Origin of the sequence: Lentzea roselyniae, assembly GCF_039537795.1 — a bacterium.
In the GTDB taxonomy this organism is placed as follows: Bacteria; Actinomycetota; Actinomycetes; order Mycobacteriales; family Pseudonocardiaceae; genus Lentzea; species Lentzea atacamensis.
On record NZ_BAABBE010000005.1, the window covers coordinates 114,072 to 136,305 of the forward strand.

27 protein-coding genes are annotated in these 22,234 nt (G+C 70.1%); 17 read left to right on the forward strand and 10 right to left on the reverse strand.

Annotated features, from left to right (window positions below):
- Positions 1–4 precede the first annotated feature (4 nt).
- Genes ABFX45_RS10390 through ABFX45_RS10400 form a run of 3 tightly spaced genes read left to right on the forward strand, consistent with a single transcriptional unit; the run spans position 5 to position 1,990 of the window.
- The gene (locus ABFX45_RS10390) at positions 5–532 is read left to right on the forward strand and encodes a PH domain-containing protein (protein ID WP_109639172.1); all 528 of its coding nucleotides are present in this window, start codon (positions 5–7) and stop codon (positions 530–532) included.
- Positions 519–1,448 carry a hydroxymethylglutaryl-CoA lyase gene (locus tag ABFX45_RS10395; protein ID WP_346129258.1) on the forward strand — a complete coding sequence of 310 codons (930 nt, stop codon included), beginning with the start codon at positions 519–521 and terminating at the stop codon, positions 1,446–1,448. The genes ABFX45_RS10390 and ABFX45_RS10395 overlap by 14 nt, the downstream gene beginning before the upstream one ends.
- Positions 1,445–1,990, forward strand: coding sequence for a GNAT family N-acetyltransferase (locus ABFX45_RS10400; RefSeq protein ID WP_346129260.1), 546 nt, complete (start codon positions 1,445–1,447; stop codon positions 1,988–1,990). Before ABFX45_RS10395 ends, ABFX45_RS10400 begins: the two co-directional genes overlap by 4 nt.
- On the opposite strand, the gene ABFX45_RS10405 is transcribed toward ABFX45_RS10400, so the two are convergent.
- Positions 1,974–2,411 (reverse strand): MaoC family dehydratase, encoded by a 438-nt coding sequence (locus ABFX45_RS10405; protein ID WP_233439983.1) that lies wholly within the window; start codon positions 2,409–2,411, stop codon positions 1,974–1,976. The two genes, ABFX45_RS10400 and ABFX45_RS10405, sit on opposite strands and share 17 nt — an antisense overlap.
- 99 nt (positions 2,412–2,510) lie before the next feature.
- Between ABFX45_RS10405 and ABFX45_RS10410 the strand changes: the two genes are divergently transcribed.
- The 4 genes from ABFX45_RS10410 to ABFX45_RS10425 are packed head-to-tail and all read left to right on the forward strand — an operon-like array spanning position 2,511 to position 6,106.
- Positions 2,511–2,996 (forward strand): YbaB/EbfC family nucleoid-associated protein, encoded by a 486-nt coding sequence (locus ABFX45_RS10410; RefSeq protein ID WP_346129262.1) that lies wholly within the window; start codon positions 2,511–2,513, stop codon positions 2,994–2,996.
- Positions 2,993–3,307 carry a WXG100 family type VII secretion target gene (locus ABFX45_RS10415; RefSeq protein ID WP_109639176.1) on the forward strand — a complete coding sequence of 105 codons (315 nt, stop codon included), beginning with the start codon at positions 2,993–2,995 and terminating at the stop codon, positions 3,305–3,307. Before ABFX45_RS10410 ends, ABFX45_RS10415 begins: the two co-directional genes overlap by 4 nt.
- Before the next feature lies 1 nt (position 3,308).
- On the forward strand, positions 3,309–5,855 hold the full coding sequence (locus ABFX45_RS10420; RefSeq protein WP_346129265.1) for a TNT domain-containing protein: 2,547 nt from the start codon (positions 3,309–3,311) through the stop codon (positions 5,853–5,855).
- Positions 5,852–6,106, forward strand: coding sequence for a hypothetical protein (locus ABFX45_RS10425; RefSeq protein WP_346129267.1), 255 nt, complete (start codon positions 5,852–5,854; stop codon positions 6,104–6,106). The genes ABFX45_RS10420 and ABFX45_RS10425 overlap by 4 nt, the downstream gene beginning before the upstream one ends.
- On the opposite strand, the gene hisN is transcribed toward ABFX45_RS10425, so the two are convergent.
- A complete protein-coding gene (hisN, locus tag ABFX45_RS10430) occupies positions 6,087–6,866 on the reverse strand; it encodes a histidinol-phosphatase (protein WP_109639179.1) in 780 nt (259 codons plus the stop codon). The two genes, ABFX45_RS10425 and hisN, sit on opposite strands and share 20 nt — an antisense overlap.
- Positions 6,867–6,898: 32 nt before the next feature.
- Between hisN and ABFX45_RS10435 the strand changes: the two genes are divergently transcribed.
- Both ABFX45_RS10435 and ABFX45_RS10440 read left to right on the forward strand, forming a co-directional pair.
- A complete protein-coding gene (locus ABFX45_RS10435) occupies positions 6,899–7,573 on the forward strand; it encodes a response regulator transcription factor (RefSeq protein ID WP_109639180.1) in 675 nt (224 codons plus the stop codon).
- A complete protein-coding gene (locus ABFX45_RS10440) occupies positions 7,573–8,847 on the forward strand; it encodes an ATP-binding protein (protein WP_109639181.1) in 1,275 nt (424 codons plus the stop codon). The genes ABFX45_RS10435 and ABFX45_RS10440 overlap by 1 nt, the downstream gene beginning before the upstream one ends.
- Before the next feature lie 4 nt (positions 8,848–8,851).
- On the opposite strand, the gene ABFX45_RS10445 is transcribed toward ABFX45_RS10440, so the two are convergent.
- From ABFX45_RS10445 to ABFX45_RS10460, 4 genes are all read right to left on the reverse strand, one after another.
- Positions 8,852–9,319 (reverse strand): HIT family protein, encoded by a 468-nt coding sequence (locus tag ABFX45_RS10445; RefSeq protein ID WP_109639182.1) that lies wholly within the window; start codon positions 9,317–9,319, stop codon positions 8,852–8,854.
- On the reverse strand, positions 9,316–9,849 hold the full coding sequence (locus ABFX45_RS10450) for a GtrA family protein (RefSeq protein ID WP_109639183.1): 534 nt from the start codon (positions 9,847–9,849) through the stop codon (positions 9,316–9,318). Before ABFX45_RS10450 ends, ABFX45_RS10445 begins: the two co-directional genes overlap by 4 nt.
- Positions 9,779–10,378 (reverse strand): GtrA family protein, encoded by a 600-nt coding sequence (locus ABFX45_RS10455; protein ID WP_411711379.1) that lies wholly within the window; start codon positions 10,376–10,378, stop codon positions 9,779–9,781. Before ABFX45_RS10455 ends, ABFX45_RS10450 begins: the two co-directional genes overlap by 71 nt.
- Positions 10,379–10,500: 122 nt before the next feature.
- Entirely contained in the window at positions 10,501–12,705 is a 2,205-nt protein-coding gene (locus ABFX45_RS10460) for a sigma-70 family RNA polymerase sigma factor (RefSeq protein WP_346129271.1), read from the reverse strand.
- A 139-nt stretch (positions 12,706–12,844) separates the two neighbouring features.
- On the opposite strand from ABFX45_RS10460, the gene ABFX45_RS10465 reads away from it, so the two are divergent.
- The 8 genes from ABFX45_RS10465 (at position 12,845) to ABFX45_RS10500 (ending at position 20,118) form a co-directional block, all read left to right on the forward strand.
- Entirely contained in the window at positions 12,845–13,612 is a 768-nt protein-coding gene (locus ABFX45_RS10465; protein ID WP_233439984.1) for a GGDEF domain-containing protein, read from the forward strand.
- Between the two features lie 110 nt (positions 13,613–13,722).
- Positions 13,723–14,103, forward strand: a complete 381-nt coding sequence (locus tag ABFX45_RS10470; RefSeq protein ID WP_109639186.1) for a GntR family transcriptional regulator — start codon at positions 13,723–13,725, stop codon at positions 14,101–14,103.
- A complete protein-coding gene (locus ABFX45_RS10475; RefSeq protein WP_109639187.1) occupies positions 14,100–14,894 on the forward strand; it encodes an ABC transporter ATP-binding protein in 795 nt (264 codons plus the stop codon). Before ABFX45_RS10470 ends, ABFX45_RS10475 begins: the two co-directional genes overlap by 4 nt.
- The gene (locus tag ABFX45_RS10480) at positions 14,891–15,859 is read left to right on the forward strand and encodes an ABC transporter permease (protein ID WP_346129275.1); all 969 of its coding nucleotides are present in this window, start codon (positions 14,891–14,893) and stop codon (positions 15,857–15,859) included. The genes ABFX45_RS10475 and ABFX45_RS10480 overlap by 4 nt, the downstream gene beginning before the upstream one ends.
- Positions 15,860–15,905: 46 nt before the next feature.
- Positions 15,906–17,093: a 5-(carboxyamino)imidazole ribonucleotide synthase gene (locus ABFX45_RS10485; RefSeq protein WP_109639189.1), complete on the forward strand. Its 1,188-nt coding sequence runs from the start codon at positions 15,906–15,908 to the stop codon at positions 17,091–17,093.
- Complete coding sequence (purE, locus tag ABFX45_RS10490) at positions 17,090–17,578, forward strand: 5-(carboxyamino)imidazole ribonucleotide mutase (RefSeq protein WP_267900084.1); 489 nt, start codon at positions 17,090–17,092, stop codon at positions 17,576–17,578. The genes ABFX45_RS10485 and purE overlap by 4 nt, the downstream gene beginning before the upstream one ends.
- Before the next feature lie 78 nt (positions 17,579–17,656).
- Complete coding sequence (locus ABFX45_RS10495; protein ID WP_109639190.1) at positions 17,657–18,820, forward strand: acyl-CoA dehydrogenase; 1,164 nt, start codon at positions 17,657–17,659, stop codon at positions 18,818–18,820.
- A 50-nt stretch (positions 18,821–18,870) separates the two neighbouring features.
- The gene (locus tag ABFX45_RS10500; protein WP_346129278.1) at positions 18,871–20,118 is read left to right on the forward strand and encodes a hypothetical protein; all 1,248 of its coding nucleotides are present in this window, start codon (positions 18,871–18,873) and stop codon (positions 20,116–20,118) included.
- 10 nt (positions 20,119–20,128) lie between these two features.
- On the opposite strand, the gene ABFX45_RS10505 is transcribed toward ABFX45_RS10500, so the two are convergent.
- From ABFX45_RS10505 to ABFX45_RS10520, 4 genes are all read right to left on the reverse strand, one after another.
- Positions 20,129–20,494, reverse strand: a complete 366-nt coding sequence (locus ABFX45_RS10505) for a hypothetical protein (RefSeq protein ID WP_109639191.1) — start codon at positions 20,492–20,494, stop codon at positions 20,129–20,131.
- A gap of 94 nt (positions 20,495–20,588) precedes the next feature.
- Positions 20,589–21,308: a hypothetical protein gene (locus tag ABFX45_RS10510; RefSeq protein WP_346129281.1), complete on the reverse strand. Its 720-nt coding sequence runs from the start codon at positions 21,306–21,308 to the stop codon at positions 20,589–20,591.
- 75 nt (positions 21,309–21,383) lie between these two features.
- Positions 21,384–21,863, reverse strand: a complete 480-nt coding sequence (locus ABFX45_RS10515; RefSeq protein ID WP_346129283.1) for an SRPBCC family protein — start codon at positions 21,861–21,863, stop codon at positions 21,384–21,386.
- Complete coding sequence (locus tag ABFX45_RS10520) at positions 21,860–22,186, reverse strand: ArsR/SmtB family transcription factor (RefSeq protein WP_089949326.1); 327 nt, start codon at positions 22,184–22,186, stop codon at positions 21,860–21,862. Before ABFX45_RS10520 ends, ABFX45_RS10515 begins: the two co-directional genes overlap by 4 nt.
- Positions 22,187–22,234: the final 48 nt, after the last annotated feature.

The window sequence follows — 22,234 nt, forward strand, 5'->3', positions numbered from 1 at the left end:
GCCCATGGCCTATCCCGACGACCTGCTCAGCTCAGGCGAGCACGTCGTGATCCACAAGCACCCCCACTGGAAGATGCTGATCTTCCCGGTGTTCTGGCTGCTGGTGGTGGTCGCGCTCGGCACCTATCTCGCCGGGCTCGTCGGGGACCAGTCGTGGGCCACCGCGGCGTGGATCGTGCTGGCCGTCGTGGGTTCGGTGCTGATCATCTGGCTCACGCTCGTGCCGCTGGCCCGTTGGCGCACGACCCACTTCGCCATCACCTCGGACCGCGTGATGTACCGCGAGGGCGTGTTCAAGCGCACCGGCCTCGACATCCCGCTGTCCCGCGTGAACACCGTCCGCTTCGAGCGCAGTCTGATGGACCGCGTGCTCGGCTGCGGCACCCTGATCATCGACTCGGCCTCGGACGAGCCGATTCCTCCGTTCGACGACATCCCGTCCGTGGAAAAGGTGCATTCGTTGCTGTACCGCGAGATCAACGACAACCCCGGCGACGACTTCCACCCGAGGACGTCCGATGGGCGCGCGTGAGGCCGGCCTGCCCGACGTGGTCTCGTCCGGTTCGCTCCCCTCGCGGGTGACGATCTGGGAGGTCGGTGCGCGGGACGGGTTGCAGAACGAGTCCACCGTCGTGCCGGTGTCGGTGAAGCTGGAGTTCCTGTCCCTCCTGGCCGACGCGGGTCTGTCCGTTTTGGAGGCGACGTCCTTCGTGCACCCCAAGTGGGTGCCGCAGCTGGCCGACGCCGCCGAGCTGCTGTCCGGTTTGGACGCGCGGCCCGGCGTGAGCTACCCGGTGCTGGTGCCGAACGAGCGCGGCCTCGACCGTGCGCTGGAGGCCGGGGTCAAGCACATCGCGATCTTCGCCTCGGCGACGGAGACGTTCGCCTCCCGCAACCTCAACCGCACCTTGGACTCCCAGTTCGAGATGTTCGAGCCGACGGTCAAGCGGGCGCTGTCGGCCGGCATGGACGTGCGGGGCTACGTCTCGATGTGCTTCGGCGACCCGTGGGAAGGCCCTGTCGCGCGGTCCCAGGTCGTGGCCGTCGGCGAGCGGTTGCTGGAGATGGGCTGCTCACAGCTGTCGCTGGGCGACACCATCGGCGTGGCGACGCCGGGCCAGGTCGAGTCGCTGCTGGAGGGCTTCCGCGACGTGACCCGGCTGGCCGTCCACTTCCACGACACCTACGGGCAGGCGCTGTCGAACACGCTGGCCGCTCTGCGTTGTGGCGTGACGACGGTGGACTCCTCGGCGGGCGGTCTCGGCGGCTGCCCGTACGCGGAGTCGGCGACGGGCAACCTCGCGACCGAGGACCTGGTGTGGATGCTCGACGGTCTGGGCATCGAAACCGGCGTCGACCTGGACAAGCTGGTCGAGTGCTCGGTGTGGATGGCCGCACAGCTCGGCCGGCCGAGCCCGTCGCGCGTCGTGAGGGCGCTGGCGAAGTGAAGGTCGTCGAGCTGACGCAGGAGACCTGGCCGCTCGCCGAGGCCTTGTTCAGCACGAGCAAGACGGTCGAGTGGTGCTTCTGCACGTGGTTCATGCAGACCAACGCCGAGATGAAGGTGAACGACAACCGCGAGGTGTTGCGGGCGCGGCTCGGTTCGCCGATCGGGTTGCTGGCGGTGGACGGTGCGGAGGCCGTCGGCTGGGTCGCCGTCGCGCCGCGGGCGTCGTACTCGCGGCTGGCGCGGTCGAAGATCACCGCGCCGATCTCCGACGACATCTCCGGAGTGTGGTCGGTGACGTGCTTCTACGTGCGCCGGTCGGCGCGCGGCAAGGGCGTGACCTCGTTGCTGCTGGACGCGGCCGTTCAGCACGCCGCCGACGCCGGTGCCAAGTCCGTCGAGGGCTATCCGATCGACACCGAGGGACGGTCGCTGCAGGCGGGCGAGCTGTACCACGGCCGGTTGGCGATGTTCCTCGACGCGGGCTTCGAACTGGTCGAACGCCGGGGAACGCGGCGGGCGCTGGTCAGCCGCGCGCTGTGAACATCCCCGTGGCGACGAACCGGTAGACCAGCTCGTCCCCGCGGTGAGCCGTGCCCGCGAACTCCACCAGCCCGAGGTTCGGCCTGCTCTTCGACAGCCGGGCGCTCAGCACCTCGGCGGCGAACGTCAGCTTGTCACCCGCGTAGACCGGCGCCAGCCAGGACAGTTCGCGACCACCGGGCGAGCCCTGCGACGTCGAGTCGGACAGCACCTCGTCGACCCAGCGGCGCATCCACAACGACGCCGTGTACCAGCCAGAGGCGGACAAACCGCCGAAAATCGAGTTCCGTCCCGCTTCCTCGTCCAGGTGGAACGGCTGCGGGTCGAACCTCCTCGCGAAGTCCACCATGTCGTCCCGGTCGACGATTACCTCTCCGAGCGGGATGATTCGGCCTGCGGGCAGATCCTCGAACGCGATCACGTCGTTGATCGTACGTAACTGAATTCGCTGGGAACCGATCTAAGGGCGACGGCGTCCAAGAGCCCGAGCCCAGGGCTATGCGTGTGTGAGGGGGACTCGGTGGACGACCACCGTGCGCAGGTCGAGGAGCTGCTCGCCGACTACCGGCGCAGCCGCGAGCAGCTGGCGTCGGTCCAGCGGGAGCTCGCTGCCGTCTCCGGTCAGGCGTCCAGTCCTGATGGGACCGTCACCGCGCTCGTGGGCGCCGGGGGACAGCTCAAAGCGCTGGAGCTGTCCGAGCTGGCGTACCGGCGGCACCGCCCGGAGCAGCTGGCCGAGCTGATCGTGCGGACGGTCGCCGCGGCCGCGGCTTCCGCTGCCGAGGACACCTACAAGACGCTGAGCACGGTGCTGCCGGCCTCGACGGACCCCGCCGCGCTGGTCGCCGGCACCGCCGACCTGCGGCCCGCCGAGTACGCGCCGGACGACACCGAGACCGTGGATCTGGGGCGGCAGCCCGCCCGCCGTCGCGTCGACGACGACGAGGACAACGAGCAACGGGAGAGCTGGCTCGACTCCGAGCTCATCGACAGGAGGGTCCGATGACCGGGTACAAGGCCGACCTCGAACGGCTGGACGCCGGTGCGCGGGAGCTGCGCGGGTTCGCCGGTCAGGCCAAGGAGATCGCGGGAAGCCTGGACAGGGCGCTGGCGGCGTTCGGGGCCTGCTGGGGCGACGACGCGGTGGGCCGCAGCTTCGCCAACTCGCACGAGAAGCCTTCCGGTGACACGGCAGGAGCGTTGTCGGGACTCGCGACGACGCTGGGGGACGTGGGCGACAAGCTCGCCGCGACGGCCGAGGCCTACCGGCACGTCGAGGCGAGCAACGCGACCGCGATGAGAAGGTTGGACGGCTGACATGGGAATCGAGCTTCCCGTCGAACTCACCGAGGTCGCCGCGAAGGCAGGTGTCTCGTGGCCCAAGGCCGACGAGGACGCCATGCGTTCCAGCGCCGCCGCGTGGCGCGAGGCGGGCGACAAGATCAAGGGTCTGGGCACCTCCTCCGACGGCGCCGCGACGCGTGCTCTGGACGGCCTGACCGGTGCGACCGGCGACGCCGCGCGCGGCCGCTGGGCGAAGGTCGTGGCCCCGGACGGTGAGCTGCAGCGCGCCGCGCGCGGTTGCCACGCCGCCGCCGACCGCCTCGACCACGCCGCCAAGCAGGTGGGTGCCGCGAAGGTCGAGATCGTCCGCGAGCTCGTGACGCTGGCCAAGAACAACGACGCCGCCAAGGCTTCCGCCACCGCCGGCAATCCCACCGCGTTGCTGGGCCTCGACACGCTGACCCGAGGCACCGCGGCCAACGTCGCGAACCTCCACAACACCCTGTCCTCCGCCGTCCGCCTGGACAGCGGCGTGGACATGAGCCACGCCTCCCCGCCGGTGAACACCGCGCCCGGCGCCCACGGCCCCGGCGGCCTGCTGTCCCCGGTCACGGACATCGTCGGTGGCGTGGTGGCCCCGGTCGCCGGAGCCGTCGCCCCGGTCGTCGAGCCGGTCGCCGCCGTGGTCGCGCCGGTCACCGAAGCGGTCGCTCCTGTCGTCGGCGCGGTCACCGCTCCGGTGGCTCCCGTGGTCGGTGCCGTGACCGCTCCGGTCGCGCCCGTCGTCGGTGCCGCGACGGAGGCCGCAGCCCCGGTCCTGAACGCCGCCGCTCCCGTGACCGCTCCTGCCGCTGCCGTGGTGCAGCCGGGCCTCGACGCGGTGCCCGGCGCCCGCGACACCGTCGGCCAGGTGTTCGACGGCAGGAGCGAGGGTCCCCACGGCGAAGGCCCCGGCAACGGCGAGGGACCCGGCCGTGGCGAGGGCAAGCCCCAGGTGCTTCCGGGCCTCGTGGCCGAGACGGGCCAGGCGGCCGCTCACGTGGTGCCGCCCGTGGCCGCGGTGGCAGAGGTGATCCCGAGCGTCCAGGGCACCCTCGGCCCGATCGCCGAGGGCACGACCCAGGCCTCGGCCGCGGTCCTCGACCAGCCGCTGATCCGCGGCGGCGAAATGCCGGGCCAGGCAGGCCCCGCACCGCAGGCCGCACCCGCTGCCCCGGCCGCTCCCACCGGGCCGACGCTCGGCGGCGCGCCCGGCGGTGGACCGGTCGGCGGCCCGATCGGTGCCGCTGCCGGTGCCGTGGGTGGTGCTGTCGGCGGTGTCCCGTCGGCGGCTCCCGCGGCGGGTGCCCAGGTCGGTGCGGTCGCCGGCCAGCAGGGTGGCGCGCAGGCGTCCGGCCAGCAGGGCCAGGCACAGCAGGCTCAGCAGGGCGCCAAGGCAGCGGACGCGAAGGCGGCCGAAGCCAAGCCCGGCGACGCCAAGGCGGGCCCGCAGGCGGTGGCGCCCAAGACGGGCGTGCCGGGTGCGGCCCAGGCACTCGTCGGTCAGGCCGGTCAAGCGCTCGGCAACCAGCCCTCCGGCCAGAGCCAGTTCGGCAACCAGCCGGGGCAGCCCCAGGGCGGCAACCAGGTGCCCGGTCAAGGTCAGCAGGGCGGGCAGGGGCAGGCAGGCGGCAAGGACGCTCTCGCCAAGGACCCGGCCAAGGACGCTCTGAAGGACGCGCTGCTCAAGGATCCCGCCTTCGGCGATGCCGGCGAGGCCTCGACCCCCGGCACCCAGAAGGTCGGCGAGACGATCACCGCGCCGTCGGCCCCGCTGGCCGGCGTCGACCTCGGCGCCCACCAGAGCGGAGCCCTCACCGACCGCCTCGACCGCCTGGACAACCGCGAGCAGAACCAGGCTCTGTCCGGCGTTCCTGGCATCGCCCACGACATCGCCCGCTACGGCTACACCGCGGCCGCCGCGGGCAGCTGGTTCATGGCCGTGTTCCTCAGCGCCGGCCAAGCGCCGCGCCTCGCCCCGAAGCCGGCCAGGCAGCTCCCCGCACCAGCCCAGCAGGACGAGCACGTGATCCCGAGGTTCACCCCGCAGGATCACCCGCAGGCGGACCTGGTCGACGCCTCCTCCGCGCAGCCGGCGAACCAGTCCGAGGGCCTCGGCAAGGACCACCCGGTCGTGCAGGAGCTCTTGAAGGACTACGACCCGCTCGCGGGCATGCACGAACGTGACTGGGAGAGCCTCTTCCAGCACGAGGACGGCACCCCGCGCTGGCCGGTCGAACGTGAAGGCGGCTACGAGGACAGCCGGCCGGAGATCCTCGAGGCGGGCGCGGAGCTCGACCGGTTCGGCACGCCGGAGGGCCGCGTCCTGTCCACCGCGGGCACGCCCTTCAAGGAACGTTCGCTGCCCCCGCAGGCGGCGGAGGCCGGCTACCGCAGGTACCGCGTCGAGCGGGACCTGCCCGTCCACCGCACGATCAGCGCGCCGTGGTTCGGCCAGCCCGGTGGCGGAAGTCGTTACCGCACCACCTACCCGGTCGCTGACCTCGTCGCGCTCGGCTACCTCACGGAGATCACCGCATGAACGTCGAGACGCTGCCCGAGTGGCTGACGAAGATCGGCGTGCCCGGCGACGTCGTCAGCCTCGGTGAGGAGGCGGACCAGCGCTGGTGCCTCCTCACCGACGAGACCGGGCACGAGGTGTTCTGGCAGGAGCAGGGCAACCGCTACGACTGGGCCCGGTTCGACGACGAGAGCGTGGCGTGCCACTACCTCTTCGGCCGGCTGGCCTGGGCCCAGGTCGCGCGCGGAACGCTCAGCGTGCCAACAGCTTGAGCGCTGCCTCGTGCAGGTGGCCGTTCGACGTCAGCACGTTGCCGCCGTCGTAACGCTCCTCGCCCTCAAGTGAGGTGAAACGGCCACCCGCCTCGGTCACCAGCACCTGGAACGGGGCGATGTCCCACGGGTTCGCCACGGCCTCGGGTGCGAGGTCGATGGCACCCTCGGCGACCAGGCAGTGCTGGTAGAAGTCGCCGAACGCGCGGCTCTCCCAGGTCGCGTCGACGAGCCGCAGGTACGCCTCGCGGGAGTGGTACTCGACCCACGACTTGATGTCCGTGGTCGACACGTACGCGTCCTCGAGAGAACGCACCCCGGACACGGAGATCTGGCGCGAACCGGACGCGTCCGAGGCGAACGCGCCACCACCGGCAGCCGCCCACCAGCGGCGGCCGAGTGCGGGTGCCGACACGACACCCACGACCGGCACGCCCTCGACGACCAGGGCGATCAGCGATGCCCAGATCGGCACGCCGCGCAGAAAGTTCTTGGTGCCGTCGATCGGGTCGAGCACCCAGACGCGCGAGGCGTCGAGCGTGCCGCCGCGCTCCTCGCCCATCACGACGTCGTCGGGGCGCTCCTCGGCCAGCACGGCGCGCACTGTGTCCTCGACCGCGACGTCGGCGTCCGTGACGGGGGTGCGGTCCGGCTTGCGCTCCACCGCGAGGTCGTGGGCGCGGAACCGGTCAGAGGTGATCGCGTCGGCGGCGTCGGCGAGCCGGAGGGCGAGTTCGAGATCAGCATCGTGGCGTGACACGCGGCGATCGTTCCACGAATACGCTGGGCACCGTGAGCGTGGTGTTGCTGGCCGAGGACGATCCGGCCATCGCGGAACCGCTCTCCCGCGCGTTGACGCGGGAGGGCTATTCGGTGCAGGTCGTGAGTGACGGGCCGAGTGCTTTCGAAGCGGCCATCGCCGGGGGCATCGACCTCCTGGTGCTCGATCTCGGCCTGCCGGGCATGGACGGCCTGGAGGTGTGCCGCAGACTCAGGCAGAACGGCAGAGGCATCCCCGTGCTGATGCTCACGGCACGCGCCGACGAGGTCGACTTCGTGGTCGGGCTCGACGCGGGTGCCGACGACTACGTCGCGAAGCCGTTCCGGCTCGCCGAGCTGATGGCCCGCATCCGGGCACTGCTCCGCCGCCGCGCACCGGGCACGCTCGAGGTCAACGGCGTGCGCGTCGACCTCGCCGCCCGCCGCGTCACGGTCGACGGCGGCGAGATCCAGCTCGCGAACAAGGAGTTCGAACTCCTCAAGGTCCTCATCCAGCGCGCGGGCCAGGTCGTGAGCCGCGACGAGATCCTCTCCGAGGTCTGGAACGACCCGGACCTCAAGGGCAGCAAGACGCTCGACATGCACATGTCGTGGCTGCGCCGGAAACTCGGCGACGGCACCCCGAACTCGGCCGAGAAACGCATCGCGACCGTCCGCGGCCGCGGCTTCCGCTTCAACGCCGACTGATGCGCCGCCGCATCCTGCGGGCGATCCTGCTCGCCGTCGCCGTCACCGGGTTCGTGCTCGGCCTCCCGCTGGGCTACTCCGCGTTGCAGCTGGTCGAGGACAACGCGCGCGGCGACCTGACCGAGGACGCGCAGAAGATCGCGACCCTCCTCGACGACCAGCTCGCCAACCGCCAGAACATCGACATCGAGGCCGTCAAGATCGTCATGCCCACCGATGGCCGCCTGACCGTGACGCTGGGCGGCAACACCAGCGTCACCGGCCCTTCGCCCGGCAACGACCCGCTGATCGTCGAACTGGGAATCGCCCAGCAGGGCACCGTGCGCCTGGAGATCCCGTCCGGCCCGATGCGCACCACCCAGGCCCAGGTCGCGGGCGTGGTCCTGCTCCTGCTCGCCCTGTCGGTCGGCACCGGCACCGTCGTGGCCCTCGTGACGGCGCAAACACTTGCCCGGCCACTCGGCTACGTCGCCGCCCGCGCGTCCCGTCTCGGCGCCGGCGACTTCCGTGCCGACGAGAAGCGCTACGACATCGAGGAGCTGGACGCCGTCTCCGAGGCGCTCGACACCTCGGCCACGGCGCTGGCCCGGCTCGTCCAACGCGAACGCGAACTGGTCGGCGACGTCTCCCACCAGCTCCGCAGCCGCCTGACGGCCCTCCAGCTCCGCCTCGAAGCCCTGGCGGAACACCCGGAGCCGGACACCGCAACCGAGGCCCGAGCGGCCCTCGAACAGGCCGAACGCCTCGCCGCGGTCCTGGACGAACTCCTCGCCGCCGCCCGCGCGGCCAGGGCCGTGGGCGCGGAGCCGCTGGAACTGCGGCCGGCCCTGAACGCCATCGCCGAGGAGTGGAGGGAACAGATCAAAAGCGCTGGTCGTACGCTCAGGGTCCGGGTACCGGACGGACTTCTCGCCCGCGCCACCCCAGCTCGTCTGAGAGAAGCCATCGGGGTGCTCCTCGACAACGCGCTGATGCACGGCGAGGGCTCAGTCGTCGTCTCCGCACGCAGCGAAGAGGGCACGGTGGTGGTGGAGGTCAGCGACGGCGGGGACGGCGTGCCAGAGGAGCTCGCGGCGCACATCTTCGAGCGCGGGGTGTCCGGTGGCGGCTCGACCGGTGTGGGGCTGGCGTTGGCCAGGGCGTTGGTCGACGCGGACGGCGGCCGGTTGGAGCTGTCGACGGCAAGGCCTGCGACGTTCGCGGTGTTCCTGCCGGTGCCCAAGGCTCAGGACGTGGTCGGCATCCCCTGGAAGGCGCCCAGCACGCCGCGCTGATCCCTCAGCCGCGGAGCCGGTCGATCTCGACCGTCAGCTCGGCTCGGAGTGCGTCGTGCTCCGCGCCGAGCGCGGTGGCCGGGTCGGACCAGCGTTCGACCGGGTACAGCCAAACCGGACGGCCGACGAGATGCTCGGGTTCCCAGTCGTAGCGCGGCCAGACGTGCGCGTGCAGGTAGGGATCCGTGTTGCCGAGGATCTCCAGGTTGACGCGCCGGAAGCCGGGGTCGCGCCGGCCGCAGACAAGTTCGACGGCCTCCCCGAGCAGGTCCATGTCGGCGAGGAACCGGGCCCGCCGGTCGCGCGGCAGATCGGTCAGCCGCTGCACTTCCGGGTCGTCGACGAGCAGCACGCAGTACCCCGGCAGGAACTGCACGTCGCCGATGTTCGCGAACCCCGCGCTCAGCCGGCGCAGCACCGTGGGGTTCTCCCCGCGCAACGCCGATCCGATCCGATCACGCTGCCACGTCACGAGTGGCCCAGCGCCTCTTCCTCGTTCAACGGTCGCGGTCCGCGCGCGTTCTCCTCGGGGAACACCCACTTCTTGTAGCCGTACCAGCGGAAGAGCATCGCGACGAGTGTGCCGATGATCTGCGCGCTCAGGAAGTCCGAGATCTCCTCGGTGAGGCGCGACACGTGCGGCTCCTGCAGGTGGAACAGGTAGCGCGCGATGTACAGCGGTGCCGAGTTCAGCACGATGCCGATGCCGTTGACCAGGAAGAACAGCGCTGCCTCGTGGTGACGCTCACGCCCGCCGCGCGTGCGGAACGACCACTCCCGGTTGAGGATGTACGACACGATCGTCGCGACCAGGGTGGCGATGATCTTCGCCGTCACCGGGTTGTTCGGCAGGATGATGGTCTTGATCCCGAAGAACAGGACCGTGTCGATCACGAAGCACGTGCCCCCGACCAGGGCGAACTTGACCAGTTCACGATGCTTCAGCGCGATCGACCGGATCGGCTCCGGAAATCGGGAGACCACTGTTTCGGCTAGAGACACGGGACGAGTCTACGGAGATCGGGTGAACACGCCGGTCAGGACGAGCGCCGGCGTCCGGGAACACCCAGCGTCGCATCGCCCAGAACTTGAAGCCCGTGGCGAGCAGCATGCCGATGATCGAGCCGGAGACGAAGTCCGCGATCTCCTCGGTCATGACCGTGACGAACGGGGCCTGCAGGCCGAACAGGTGCCGCGACAACCACAGCGGGATGACGTTGATCGCCACGCCCGTGCCGCTGACCAGGAAGAACAGGGCAGCCTCGTGGTGTCGCTCGCGGCCGCCACGGGTGTGGAACGACCACTCGCGGGACAGCACGTACGACGCGATGATCGCCACCAGCACGCCGATGACCTTGGCCGTGACCACCTTGTCGGTCAGCACGGTCAGCTTCAGCGCGTACCAGACACCGTTGTCGATGAGGAACGTTGTGCCGCCGACCACTGCGAACCGGAGCATCTCGCGGTGCTTGTGCAGCAGAAACTGGAGTGGTTCTGGCAACCGGCTCATGGCGCGGCGAACGACTGGCAGCACCGCGCCAGCTTACGGATCAAGGTAACGGCGCCTGCCTCCGGGTGTTACCTTCGGCAACTGAGAGGCAGCTGACCTGCACGTTCAGTGACGGCGTCAATCTTGGGGAGATCAACTTTTGATCAACTTCGCCGCGGTTCGCAGGGCCTCCCGAGCAGATCCGGGATCAGCGGCGGGCGCCAGCCCGGCCACGGCTCGCACGGTTCCGAGGTCGGCGGCGGTGTGGTCGGCACCGGCGACGACGGTGGCACGGACGGCGGCGGCTCCGTGGTGGACGGCGGCAGCACCGGCGGCAACGCCGGCGTCGGGGTGCCCGGCTTCGTCGGCTCGACCGGCTTCGGCTTCGCCGGTGGTGTGGTCGTCGTGGTCGTCGTGGTCGGCGGAACGGTGGTCGGTGCGGGTTCGGACGTCGTGGGCGGCTTCACCACGTCGTCGACCGGCGGATGTTCCGGCCGCATCTTCACCGGCACGGTCACGGTCTTGCGGGCGTTGCCCAGCGCCGCGGTCACGGTGATCGTCCCGCCGCGGTGCGGCAGTCCGAACGCCCAGATCGACATGCGGAAACTGGCGCCCTTGTCGAGGTCGGTGACGCAGTGGATGGAGTTCTTGTCCGTCCGCGAGCACTCCCGGCACGGCGTGAACACCACGATGTTCTCCGACGACGACACGTCGAGCTTCAGCGTGCCGGCGCGCGGTCCCTTGTTGCGCACCTTCACGTCCACGCGCGGGTCCCAGAACACCTCGTGCCACGTCGACACGGTCAGCTCGATGTCGTCGTTCACCGGTGGCACGTCGACCGTGACGCTGACGCTGACCGAGATCGCGGTGCCCGCGGAGATCGTCCCCGTGATCGTGCCCGGCTGAGCGTCCTCCGTCGCGCGCAGGCGGAACAGGAACGTCGCCTGCCCGCCGGGTGCGATGCCCTGCGGCGTCGAGCAGGTGATCGTGCCGCTGCCCGCCGGGCAGTTCACCGTCTGGTCCGCGGAGCCGTCGGGCTGCAGCAGGCGCGCGGTGAACGACGACGGCCCGCCGGTCGACAGCACGCCCGGCGGCAGGTTCAGCACCATGCTCGCGGGCGGGGCCGCGGTGCCGCCGGTGTTCCGGACGGTGACCGGGAAGTCCTTGGGCTCCTCGCCGGGCGTGAGCGTGTACCCGCTCGGCGTGGTGGGCGTGAGCGACGCGGGCGGCGGCTCCGGCTCCGGCTCCGGCTCCGGCGCAGGTGCCGGAGGCGCGGGCGGTGCCGGTGGCGGCGGCTCGGGTGACGGCGTCGGGACGGACGGCGGCGACGGCGGCTGCGGCGAGGGCGGCGGAGGTTGCGGGGACGGCGGCGGCTGGACCTGCGTCACCGCTGGTGGCGGTTCGGCAGCCTGCACCTGCGGGGCCTGCTGCTCTCCGCCTCCCGCGGTCAGCGCGATCACCACGGCGGCGGCCACGGCAGCCGCTGAGCCGCCGACCGTGACCAGCTGGCGGGGGATCGAGGCACCGACCGCACCCGCGCCACCGGCGGCCGCACCGGCACCGACGACAGCCGTGGTCGTGCCCGCGGTGACCAGGTAGGCCGCCGCACCCGCGCCGAGCACCAGCGGCGCGACGAAGATCCGCAGCGCGCCGTTGACGTCCGCGAGCTCGGCGGCCAGCCGGCGGCACCGGCCGCACTCGTCGAGGTGGGCCTCGACCTGGGTGGCCTCGCGCTTGGACAGGCCGGCCCGCGTCCACGCGCCGAGCCGGTCGACCGTCGCCCTGCAGCGTTCCGCGCTGGTCTCGGCCAGGTGCATCTGCAGGTACTGCTGCTTGAGGCCCTCACGGGCCCGGTAGGCGAGCGCGGACACGCCGTTGGCCGTCAGTCCGAGCAGCGGCGCGACCTCGGCGGGCGACTGGCCCTCGATCTCGGTGTGCCAGAGGACCATCTGCCAGCGCTCGGGCAGCGCGGCGAACGCGCGGGCGGCCATCGAGCGTTCCAGCCCCGCCACCGCGGTGTCGCTGAACGCCACGGCGGGCGCGACGTCGGTCATGTCCTCGGTGAGGTCGATCTTCTTGTCGCGGCGGGTCTTGTCGTACGCGGTGTGGCGCAGCGCCGTGAGCAGGTACGCGCGGAACGCCGAGTCGGGGCCGCGGCCGGCACGGAGCGTGTCGAGCACCTTCGCGAACGCCTCCGACACGAGGTCGTCGGCCTCGGCCGGGGAGCGGGCCAACTGGCGGGCGAGGTTGTAGGCCGCCGAGACGTGCCGTTCGTACAACTGGCCGTAGGCGTCGATGGTCCCTCCGCGCACGGACTCGATGAGTTCCGCGTCGCTGGGCCCCTGGACGTCTGCAGGAACGGTCGCCAAGTCTCGTGTCCCTCCTCGTGGCGCTCAGTGTGACGCACGACGCCTCGCAGAGTCATCTCAATCCCCCACGCGGGTTGCGTCACGAACCGGAGGTGGCTGCGTCTCCCACCTGGAATCGGGAGAGCTGAAGGGAGACCGGGTGGGTGTCGCACAAGCGGAACGCCTGCTGAAGTCGAGGTGGCGCACCGCCACCATGGCCGCAGGCTGGGCGTTCCCCGCAGACTGGCCGCTCGCCGAGGTCGACGAGGTGTGCGCGGCGGTGCTCGGGAACGCCGATCCCGGCGACGCGCTGGTCCGGCTGGGCCGGGCACGTGCCGAGGCGGGCGCCGGTCTCAGCGAGACGCTGCTCGACCTGGCAGCGCTGCACGCCGTGCTGACCGACGCGTCGCACATCGTGTCGCCGGACGTCGACGCGCTCCCTTCGCGAATGCTGCGCATGACAGCGCTGGGATGGGCGGACGTGGTGACGAAGCAGGCCGGTGACTGCGCGGCCGAGGATGCTCTGACCGGCCTGGCGACGGCCGCGTACCTGCGGACCAGGCTGGGCGAGGTGTACCGGGAGACGCCGGTCGCGCCCCTGGACTACGCACTCGTGTTGCTGCGCCTCGACGTGCACCGCGCCTCCGGCTGGTCCCGCGTCGTCGCGATGACCCTCGTCTCGGACGCCCTGCGCACCGTGTTCGACGGCGGCGAGACGCTGGCGACGCTCGGCCCGTGCGTGGCCGCGGTCCTGGTGCGCCGCGACGAACTGCTCGCGCGCAGGGTCTCCAACCTGCGTGTTCTCGCCGCGGACCGGCTCGCGGACGACCCCAGCGTGCGGCCGGTCGGGCCCGCGAAGGTCTGGACCGAGAGGTTGCCGGACACGCACGCAGAGGCGTGCGCGCTGCTGAGCTCGCTTGGGCGCTGATCTCCCCCTGTCCCGCGCCTGGGTGCTTCCCCGTCCCCACCGGGTCGCTTCCCAACGTCCGCAGAAGTGTTCTATTGTCTTAGTTCAGTAGAACAATCTGGGGAGCGTGTGTGGTCGAGTTCCACATCGACCGTGGCAGCGGTCTTCCCGCGTACCTGCAGCTGGGGCAGCAGGTCAGGGAGGCCATGAGGCTCGGTTGGCTGCAACCGGGAGACCGCCTGCCGACGGTCCGGGATGTCGTCGCGACCAGCGGCGTGAACGCGAACACCGTGCTCAAGGCCTACCGCGAGCTGGAGCTCGCGGGCCTCGTCGAAGCCCGTCAGGGCTCCGGCACCTTCGTGAAGTCGTCCCTGGGGTCTGCCGCCCCCGAGGACCTCGACCCGCTGCGGGCCTCGTTCGCCGGCTGGGTCGCGGAGGCACGCTCCGCCGGGTTGGAGGACGAGGACATCTACGCGCTGGTGCGCGAGGTGCTGAGTGGGGGAGCGCAATGAGCGTGGTCGCGGCCGAAGTGTCGAAGTGGGCGGTGCGAAACGTCTCCTTCGAGCTGCCGCCGGGCAGCGTCACGGCACTCGTGGGGGCCAACGGCTCCGGCAAGTCGACGTTGCTGAACGTGCTGGCAGGGCATCTGCCCGCGGACTCGGGGCACACGGCGATCGCGGGCCGTGTCGCGTACGTGCCGCAGCACAAGCCGATGTACCGGAACTTCAAGGTCGCCGACGTCCTGCAGTTCGGCCGCCGCATGAACAAGGTCTGGGACAACGACCGTGCCGACGGGTGGCTCGACAGGTTCAAGGTGCCGCGCCGGCTGCAGATCGGCGATCTGTCCGGCGGTCAGCGCACGCACGTGACTCTCGCGCTGGCACTGGGATCCCGCCCGGACGTGCTGATGCTCGACGAGCCACTGTCCGAACTGGACCCGTTGGCGCGCAGGAAAGTCATGCGGGAGTTGCTGACCGAGGTGAACGACAACGGCATGACGCTTGTCTTCTCCACCCATGTCGTCGCGGAGATCGGTGGCGTGGCCGACCGGCTGCTGCTGCTCGCCGACGGACGGCTGATCGTGGACGGCGACACCGACGAGTTGCTGGAAGAGCACGTTCTCTACACAGGACCGCGGGTGACCGAACCGCCGGTGGAAGGACGTGTGGTGCTCGCAAAGCACAGCAAGTCGCAGTCTTCGTACCTCGTGCGCTCGGGCGGCACGCAGATCGACGAGCCGTGGACCGCGCGGTTCGTGACGCTGGAGGAGCTGGTCGTGGCGCACCTGGAGCGTGCAGCGTGAAGGCACTCGCCTGGCTGACCTGGCGTCAGCACCGGTGGACGATCATCCCCACCGTGGTTCTCTCCCTGCTCGCCGCCTGCGGGCTCATCGCCGCGGAGACGAAGGGCGCGAGCATCGCCTCGATGCCGATCAGCGGCTTCTACGGGCTCATGGTGCAGATGGCGTTCGGTGGCGTGATCGGCATGTTCTGGGGCGCCCCTCTGATCGCCCGCGAGCTGGAGGAACGCACTTACTTCGTGGCGTGGGGGCAGGACGTGACACCCACGACGTGGTTGCGCGGCAAGGCACTCGTGCTCGCCGGTCTGGCCGCCGTGCTGGCTGTCGTGGTCGGGCTCGGCGACGGGCACGTCGGCACGCAGAAGGCGTGGTCGGCGTTCGAGGCGCACCCGGCCGTTCAGGTGGGTTACGCGCTCTACGGACTCGCCCTCGGCGTGTTCATCGGCATGCTCGCCAGGCACGTGGTGACGGCGATCGCGGCAACGCTGGTCTTCTACACGTTGTCCCGCGTGCTGCTGTCCGCGCTGGTGCGCGACCACTACCTGCCGGCGGAACGAGCTGTTGCCCGTTGGTACAGCACCCCGGACGTCCCCAGGGGTGCACTCGAGCTCGGCAGCGGTCTGGTCGGCTCGGACCTGCGCCCGGTGGAGGTGCCGGAGGCGTGCGTCGGAATGGCGAACCCGAACAGCTGCGTGCGCAGCTCTGGCAGCGCTGTGGGCACGTACGTCGACTACCAGCCGGTCGAGCGGATCGAGGCCTTCCGCTACATCGAGTTCGGCGTGTACGTGCTGCTCGCCGCCGTGCTGTTCGCGCTGACGTTCCGGCTGCTGCGCCACGGCGGCGGGTGGAAGCCGTCCCGCCGCCACCGCCGCATCACCTCCGAGCCAGAGCCGGTGCAGAGCACGCCCGAGCCGGTGCAGAGCACGCCCGAGCCGGTGCAGAGCACGCCCGAGCCGGTGCAGGGCTGACTCTGCTGGTGAGCTCTGCAGAAGCTGCAGGTAGGCTGCCTGAACCGTGGACTCCCGTACCCGTCTCCCCGTCGTCGGCATGATCGGCGGCGGGCAGCTCGCCCGCATGACGCACCAGGCCGCGATCCCGCTCGGCCAGTCGCTTCGCGTGCTCGCCGTCTCCGAGAACGACCCCGCCGCGCTGGTCGCACGGGACGTGATGCTCGGCAAGCACACCGATCTGGATGCGCTGCGCGCGTTCGCGAAGGGCTGCGAGGTCGTCACGTTCGACCACGAGCACGTGCCGTCCGAGCACCTCCGCACGCTGGTCGCGGAGGGCGTGAAGGTGCACCCCGGCCCGGACGCGCTGCAGTACGCGCAGGACAAGCTGAAGATGCGCGTGCGGCTGGCCGAGCTGGGCCTGCCGGTGCCGCCGTTCGCCGAGGTCCACGAGGTGCGCGACGTCATGCGCTTCGGTGCCGAGCACGGCTGGCCGTGCGTGCTGAAGGCGGTCCGCGGCGGCTACGACGGGCGCGGCGTGTGGATGCTGAATCAGCCGCACAGCGCCGAGCTGGTCGTTCCGGAGCTGCTGGAGGCCGGCACGCCGCTGATGGTCGAGCAGTGCGTGCCGATGCGCCGCGAGCTGGCGGCCGTGGTCGCGCGCTCACCGTTCGGGCAGGGCGCGGCGTGGCCGGTCGTCGAGACCGTGCAGTCCGAGGGCATCTGCGTCGAGGTCCTCGCCCCGGCGCCCGCTTTGGACGGTGCCGCGGCCCAGGAACTGGCCCTGAAGGTCGCCGAAGCGCTGGGCGTCGTGGGCGTGCTGGCCGTCGAGCTGTTCGAGACCGCGGACGGCGTGGTCGTCAACGAGCTCGCGATGCGCCCGCACAACTCGGGCCACTGGTCGATCGAGGGCGCGCGCACCTCCCAGTTCGAACAGCACCTGCGCGCCGTCCTCGACTACCCGCTGGGCCGCACCGACCTGATGGCACCCGCCGTGGTGATGGCGAACGTGCTCGGCGCCGCCGAACCGTCGGCGATCGGGCCCGACGAGCGCGTGCACCACCTGTTCGCGCGCTTCCCCGACGCGCACGTGCACCTCTACGGCAAGGAGGAACGGCCGGGCCGCAAGATCGGCCACGTGACGTTCCTCGGCAAGGACATGACCGAGGTCCGCCACCGCGCCCGCCTGGCCGCGGACTGGCTGTCCACCGGTACGTGGTCAGACGGATACGACATTCACGGGAGTGCGGAGTGATTCAGGTTGGCGTGATCATGGGCAGCGACTCGGACTGGCCGGTGATGAAGGCCGCCACCGAAGCGCTCACCGAGTTCGGCGTCTCGTTCGAGGTGAGCGTCGTCTCGGCCCACCGCACCCCGCAGCGCATGCTCGACTACGCCACCTCCGCGGCCTCGCGCGGCCTCCGCGTGATCATCGCGGGTGCCGGCGGCGCCGCCCACCTGCCCGGCATGGTCGCCTCCGCCACCGTGCTCCCGGTCATCGGCGTCCCCGTGCCGCTGAAGTACCTCGACGGCATGGACTCCCTGCTCTCGATCGTGCAGATGCCCGCAGGCATCCCCGTGGCCACCGTCTCAGTGGGTGGCGCCCGCAACGCCGGTCTGCTGGCCGTCCGGGTGCTGGCCGCGTCGGACCCGGCCCTGCAGGAGCGCATCGCCCGCTTCCAGGCAGAACTCGAGCAGCTCGTACTAGACAAGGACGCGGCGCTGCAGAAGTCCCTCTGAGTGCTCAACAGCACACCGGCGCCTCTGGTAAACGGGCGCTAACATCGTGCCGAGTACTCGCTACCGGGAGGTAACAAGGTGAACCCGAGCTTCGGCACCTACCAGCTCGCCGAGGAGCACGAGGCGCTGCGAGAGGCCGTCCGCTCGCTCGCCGAGAAGGAGATCAAGCCGTTCGCGGCCGAGGTCGACGAGAACGAGCGCTTCCCGGTCGAGGCCCACAACGCCCTCGTCAAGTCCGGCTTCGCGGCCGTCCACGTCCCGGAGTCCTACGACGGCCAGGGCGCGGACTCCGTCGCCACGTGCATCGTCATCGAGGAGATCGCCCGCGTCTGCGCCTCCTCCTCGCTGATCCCGGCCGTGAACAAGCTGGGCACCATGCCGATCCTGCTCTCGGCCTCCGAAGAGCTGAAGCAGCTCGTCATGCCGTCCATCGCCTCGGGCGAGGCCATGGCCTCCTACGCCCTGTCCGAGCGCGAGGCGGGCTCCGACACCGCCTCCATGCGCACGCGCGCGGTGCTGGACGGCGACCACTGGGTCCTGAACGGCACCAAGTGCTGGATCACCAACGCCGGCGAGTCCACCTGGTACACGGTCATGGCCGTGACCGACCCCAACGCCGCGAAGAAGTCCGCCGGCATCTCCGCGTTCGTCGTGCACAAGGACGACCCCGGCTTCTCGGTGGGCCCGAAGGAGCGCAAGCTCGGCATCAAGGGCTCGCCGACCCGCGAGATCTACTTCGAGAACTGCACGATTCCTGCTGAGCGCATCATCGGCGAGCCGGGCACCGGTTTGAAAACCGCTTTGAAGACGTTGGACCACACGCGTCCGACGATCGGTGCGCAGGCCGTGGGTATCGCGCAGGGTGCCCTCGAAGCCGCGGTCGCGTACGTCAAGGACCGCAAGCAGTTCGGAAAGTCCATTTCGGACTTCCAGGGTGTGCAGTTCATGCTCGCCGACATGGCCATGAAGATCGAGGCTGCCCGGCACATGGTCTACGTCGCCGCCGCCAAGGCTGAGCGTGGAGAGCCGAACATCGGCTTCATCACCGCTGCCGCCAAGTGCTTCGCCTCCGATGTGGCCATGGAGGTCACCACGGACGCGGTGCAGCTGTTCGGCGGGGCCGGGTACACGCGGGACTTCCCCGTCGAGCGGATGATGCGGGACGCGAAGATCACGCAGATCTACGAGGGCACGAACCAGATCCAGCGCGTCGTGATGTCGCGCGCCGTGCTCAACGGCTAGTTCGCATGTGAGCTGGGTAACATCGGCCTGTGGCCGCGCGATGACTTCGCGTGGCCATCTCGATGCGTACCGCGCGCACCGCGTCCTACCGGATATTCCGATTTACCAAGGAATATCGCTGGACGCTGCTCGGCCTGATCGTCGTGGTGGTCGGTGTCGTGTCGACCTTCGTCGTCATCCCGTCCAGTGTGCTGATGGTCGAAGCCGTTCTCTCGGTGCTGCTGATCACGCTGGAGGTGCGCAAGAACGTGCGCGAGGCCAAGAAGACCTCGTTCTTGCCGAGGCCGATCGACGGTTTCGAGGACGTGGTCGCGCGGCTCGCGAACGATGACGGATTCCGAGTGCTCGCCACGCAAGCGGGGACGTTCGTTCACGATCGCCGCACGAGCGAACGGATGCGGTCGCCGGAACAGCACGTGCGGATGGCGGATCGGTCGTACGTCGTGCCGGCGCAGCTGCAACCTCACGCCAGGAGGTTCCTCAAGCACGTGCTGGCGAACCACCCGCACCGGTTCAACGGCCCGTGCCTCGGCTGGAACACCAACTTCACCGACCCGGCGTGGGAGAGCGGTGACATCGAGGTCGTCGCAGGCGACCACTTTCGCTTCGTGCAGTCCGACGAACTGTCCACAAAGGATGTCGAGGTGGACGGCAGAGTGCTGCCCGAGTTCGGCCGTGCCCTGTTCGTGAGCCGTGACGGTGCAGTCCGCAACTTCCGCGACAGCTGGCTGTTCAACCATATCGGGGCTTCGACGCTCGCGATCACGTGCGATGGCAGGCTGGTCGGCACGATGCAGTCCGAGGCGAACATCGCGAGCCCGAAGCTGCTGGCTCCGAGTGGTTCCGGTGGGGTCGAGCCGAAGGACTTCAAGGGTGAGCGTCGGCTGCCCTTGTCACAGCTCGCGATCAACGCCGCGACCAGGGAGCTCACCGAAGAGAGTGGTGTCGAGCCGAGCGAGATGGCGCAGTCGTATCTGCTCGGGTTCGGCCGGTGGCTGGACATGGCGGGTCGAGGCGAGCTGCTGTGCGTCACGTTCTTGAGCATCGACTCGCACGCGGTGCGGCAGAAACGCCTTCGGCGGTCCGAAAAGGCCTACACCGCGCGGACAGACTCTCTGCGGTTCGCTCAGCCGCTGCGGGAGTGGAATCCGGCGAAGCCTGCCGCGATGCTGCCGAACGGGCATCGCTCCCGCATGTCGGTGCCGCTCGGTGCCGCGCTAAGCCTGCTCGCCGAGGAAAGCGCTCGCGCCGGATCCGCCGTGCGTGAGCGTCTCCTCCGGTTGCCGATCAGCCCCTAGCCGCACCAGTTCAGGCAGCCACGCAGGTGCCGATCGCCTCACCGATCGCCCCCTTGGCCCCCAACACGCAAGGCGACTCCGGCGTCAGCGACTTGTCCGAGATCTGCTGCGCGAACGCGATCGCCACGTTCATCATCCGCGTCGGACTGCCACTGTCCACCGCCTCCTTCACCGCCGTCGCACGCGCCTCCTCCGTGGTGCAGCTGATGTCGGTGCCGAACTTGTCCAATCGCGGCAGCCACAACGCCTTCGACCCGGCCGGGCACGGCGCGATCTGCCAACGGGTAGGAGCGGAAGCGCTGGCCGGTGGACCGGAGAACACCACGAAGCCGACCGTGAGGGCCAGGGCTGCGACGAAACCGAGAAGACGTCCCATGAGCCCGAACGTAACCGCCCAAAACGACCCCAACCGGGCGAACCACGACCACGGCCGGTGACTACGCTCCGCGCAAACGTCCCAAGTGGACGGATCAGGCGAGGTAGAGTGCGGTGGGAAGGACGACCAGTGTGGATCCCTCCCACCGCGCCGTGCGGCCGAAACAGATCGCGGTGATGGATTCGCCGTCCGCGAAGGCACCGGCGGCGGAATCCACCACCTGTGATCGTCGCAGCGAGAACCTGACCCCGGCGGCGGAGACCGTGATGTCGTTGTCTCCCATCGTGATCTGGTAAGACGCCTTGATCTTCACGTAGCCCTGCGCGGAAGCGGGGAGCGGCTGCACGGTCAGGTCGAACTGTCCCACCTCGCCCTCGGCGGTGAGGTGCCGGAGGACGACGTCGAGGGCGCGTGCGGCGTTCGTCTCCGCCTCGAAGGTCTCCCGCACGGTCTCGCCACGCGAACGCTTGCCGCCTGCCTCGACCAGCGAGCCGGTCAGACCCAGCGAGCCCTCGCGGTGGGTGCCGCGTTCGACCTCTCGGATCCTGGCCTCGGCGGCGGCCTGCGGGGTCTGGCTGTACATGCTCATGATCGAGCTCTCGTCGAGCATCAGGAACGTGCGGATGCGCCCCTGTTCGATGTCGGCCGGGTCCGGGCGCTGGTGGGTCGTCGCGGTGACGATGGCCAGCTTCGCGGCCTCCACGGCGGTGGTGCTCCTGCTTTCCGCACGTCTGGCGGTTCGCCGTGACGACCAGATGACGGCGCTGACCGCGAGAACGGTCAGCACGAGAAGCGCCAGGTTGAACATGGTCATGAGCAGCAACCCTCCGCGTGACCTGTCACGCGGAGCATCGCCCAGAACAAGACCCGTATTACTCCGCTGAACGGGTCACAGCGTGGACAGAACCTCGCCCAGCCGTTCGTAGCTGCGCCCCGCGCCGTCCGCCATCCCGGTCGCCAGCACCGCGTCCCGGGCTTCCTGCGACACCAGCCGCATCGTGGTGGTCATCGTCGTCTGCCCGCCGGACTCGACGAACTCCACCGTCGTCACCGCCGGCGGGTTGTCCTCGAAGTGTTCGGTGTGGACGATTCGCGAGTGAGGCGTCACCTCGGAGTACTCGCCGTACATCTCGAAGGCGCCGGAGCCGTCCGGCATCGCCCAGCCGTAGCGCCACTTTCCGCCGACCCGCAGGTCGACCTCGCAGATCGGTATCTCCCAGCCGTCGGGACCGAGCAGCCAGCGCTTGATGAGCTCGGGCTTGGTGAACGCGTCCCACACCAGCGAGGCCGGGGCGTCGAAGGAACGGGACATTGCGATCTCGGTGTCGGACGGGAGGGTCACGGTCGTGCCGAACTTGACGGTGGTCACTGCTCTGTCTCCTTCATCTCGGTCAAGAGTGCGTCCAGGCGCGCGTAGCTCGCATCCCAGAAGCGGCGGTAGTTCTCTGCCCACACGGCGACCTCCTTCAACGGTGTCGCGTCGAGCTGGCAGGGGCGCCACTGGGCCTCCCTGCCGCGGGTGATCAGGCCTGCCTTCTCCAGCACGCGCAGGTGCTTGGAGATCGCCGGGCCGCTGATGTCGAACGGCTCGGAGAGCTCCTTCACCGTCGCGGGGCCCTCGGTGAGCCGCGCGAGGATCGCCCGGCGGGTCGGGTCCGCCAGTGCGGCGAAGGTGGCGCTCAGCTGGTCCATCTCGTACCTAACCACTTGGTTATCTAACCTCTGGGTTAAGTACAGCGC

Coding starts and splice junctions, on each gene's coding strand:
- ABFX45_RS10390 (WP_109639172.1), top strand. CDS start 5: ATGGCCTATCCCGACGACCTGCTCAGCTCAGGCGAGCACGTCGTGATC.
- ABFX45_RS10395 (WP_346129258.1), top strand. CDS start 519: ATGGGCGCGCGTGAGGCCGGCCTGCCCGACGTGGTCTCGTCCGGTTCG.
- ABFX45_RS10415 (WP_109639176.1), top strand. CDS start 2,993: ATGACCGGGTACAAGGCCGACCTCGAACGGCTGGACGCCGGTGCGCGG.
- ABFX45_RS10420 (WP_346129265.1), top strand. CDS start 3,309: ATGGGAATCGAGCTTCCCGTCGAACTCACCGAGGTCGCCGCGAAGGCA.
- ABFX45_RS10425 (WP_346129267.1), top strand. CDS start 5,852: ATGAACGTCGAGACGCTGCCCGAGTGGCTGACGAAGATCGGCGTGCCC.
- ABFX45_RS10440 (WP_109639181.1), top strand. CDS start 7,573: ATGCGCCGCCGCATCCTGCGGGCGATCCTGCTCGCCGTCGCCGTCACC.
- ABFX45_RS10475 (WP_109639187.1), top strand. CDS start 14,100: ATGAGCGTGGTCGCGGCCGAAGTGTCGAAGTGGGCGGTGCGAAACGTC.
- ABFX45_RS10505 (WP_109639191.1), bottom strand. CDS start 20,494: ATGGGACGTCTTCTCGGTTTCGTCGCAGCCCTGGCCCTCACGGTCGGC.
- ABFX45_RS10510 (WP_346129281.1), bottom strand. CDS start 21,308: ATGACCATGTTCAACCTGGCGCTTCTCGTGCTGACCGTTCTCGCGGTC.
- ABFX45_RS10520 (WP_089949326.1), bottom strand. CDS start 22,186: ATGGACCAGCTGAGCGCCACCTTCGCCGCACTGGCGGACCCGACCCGC.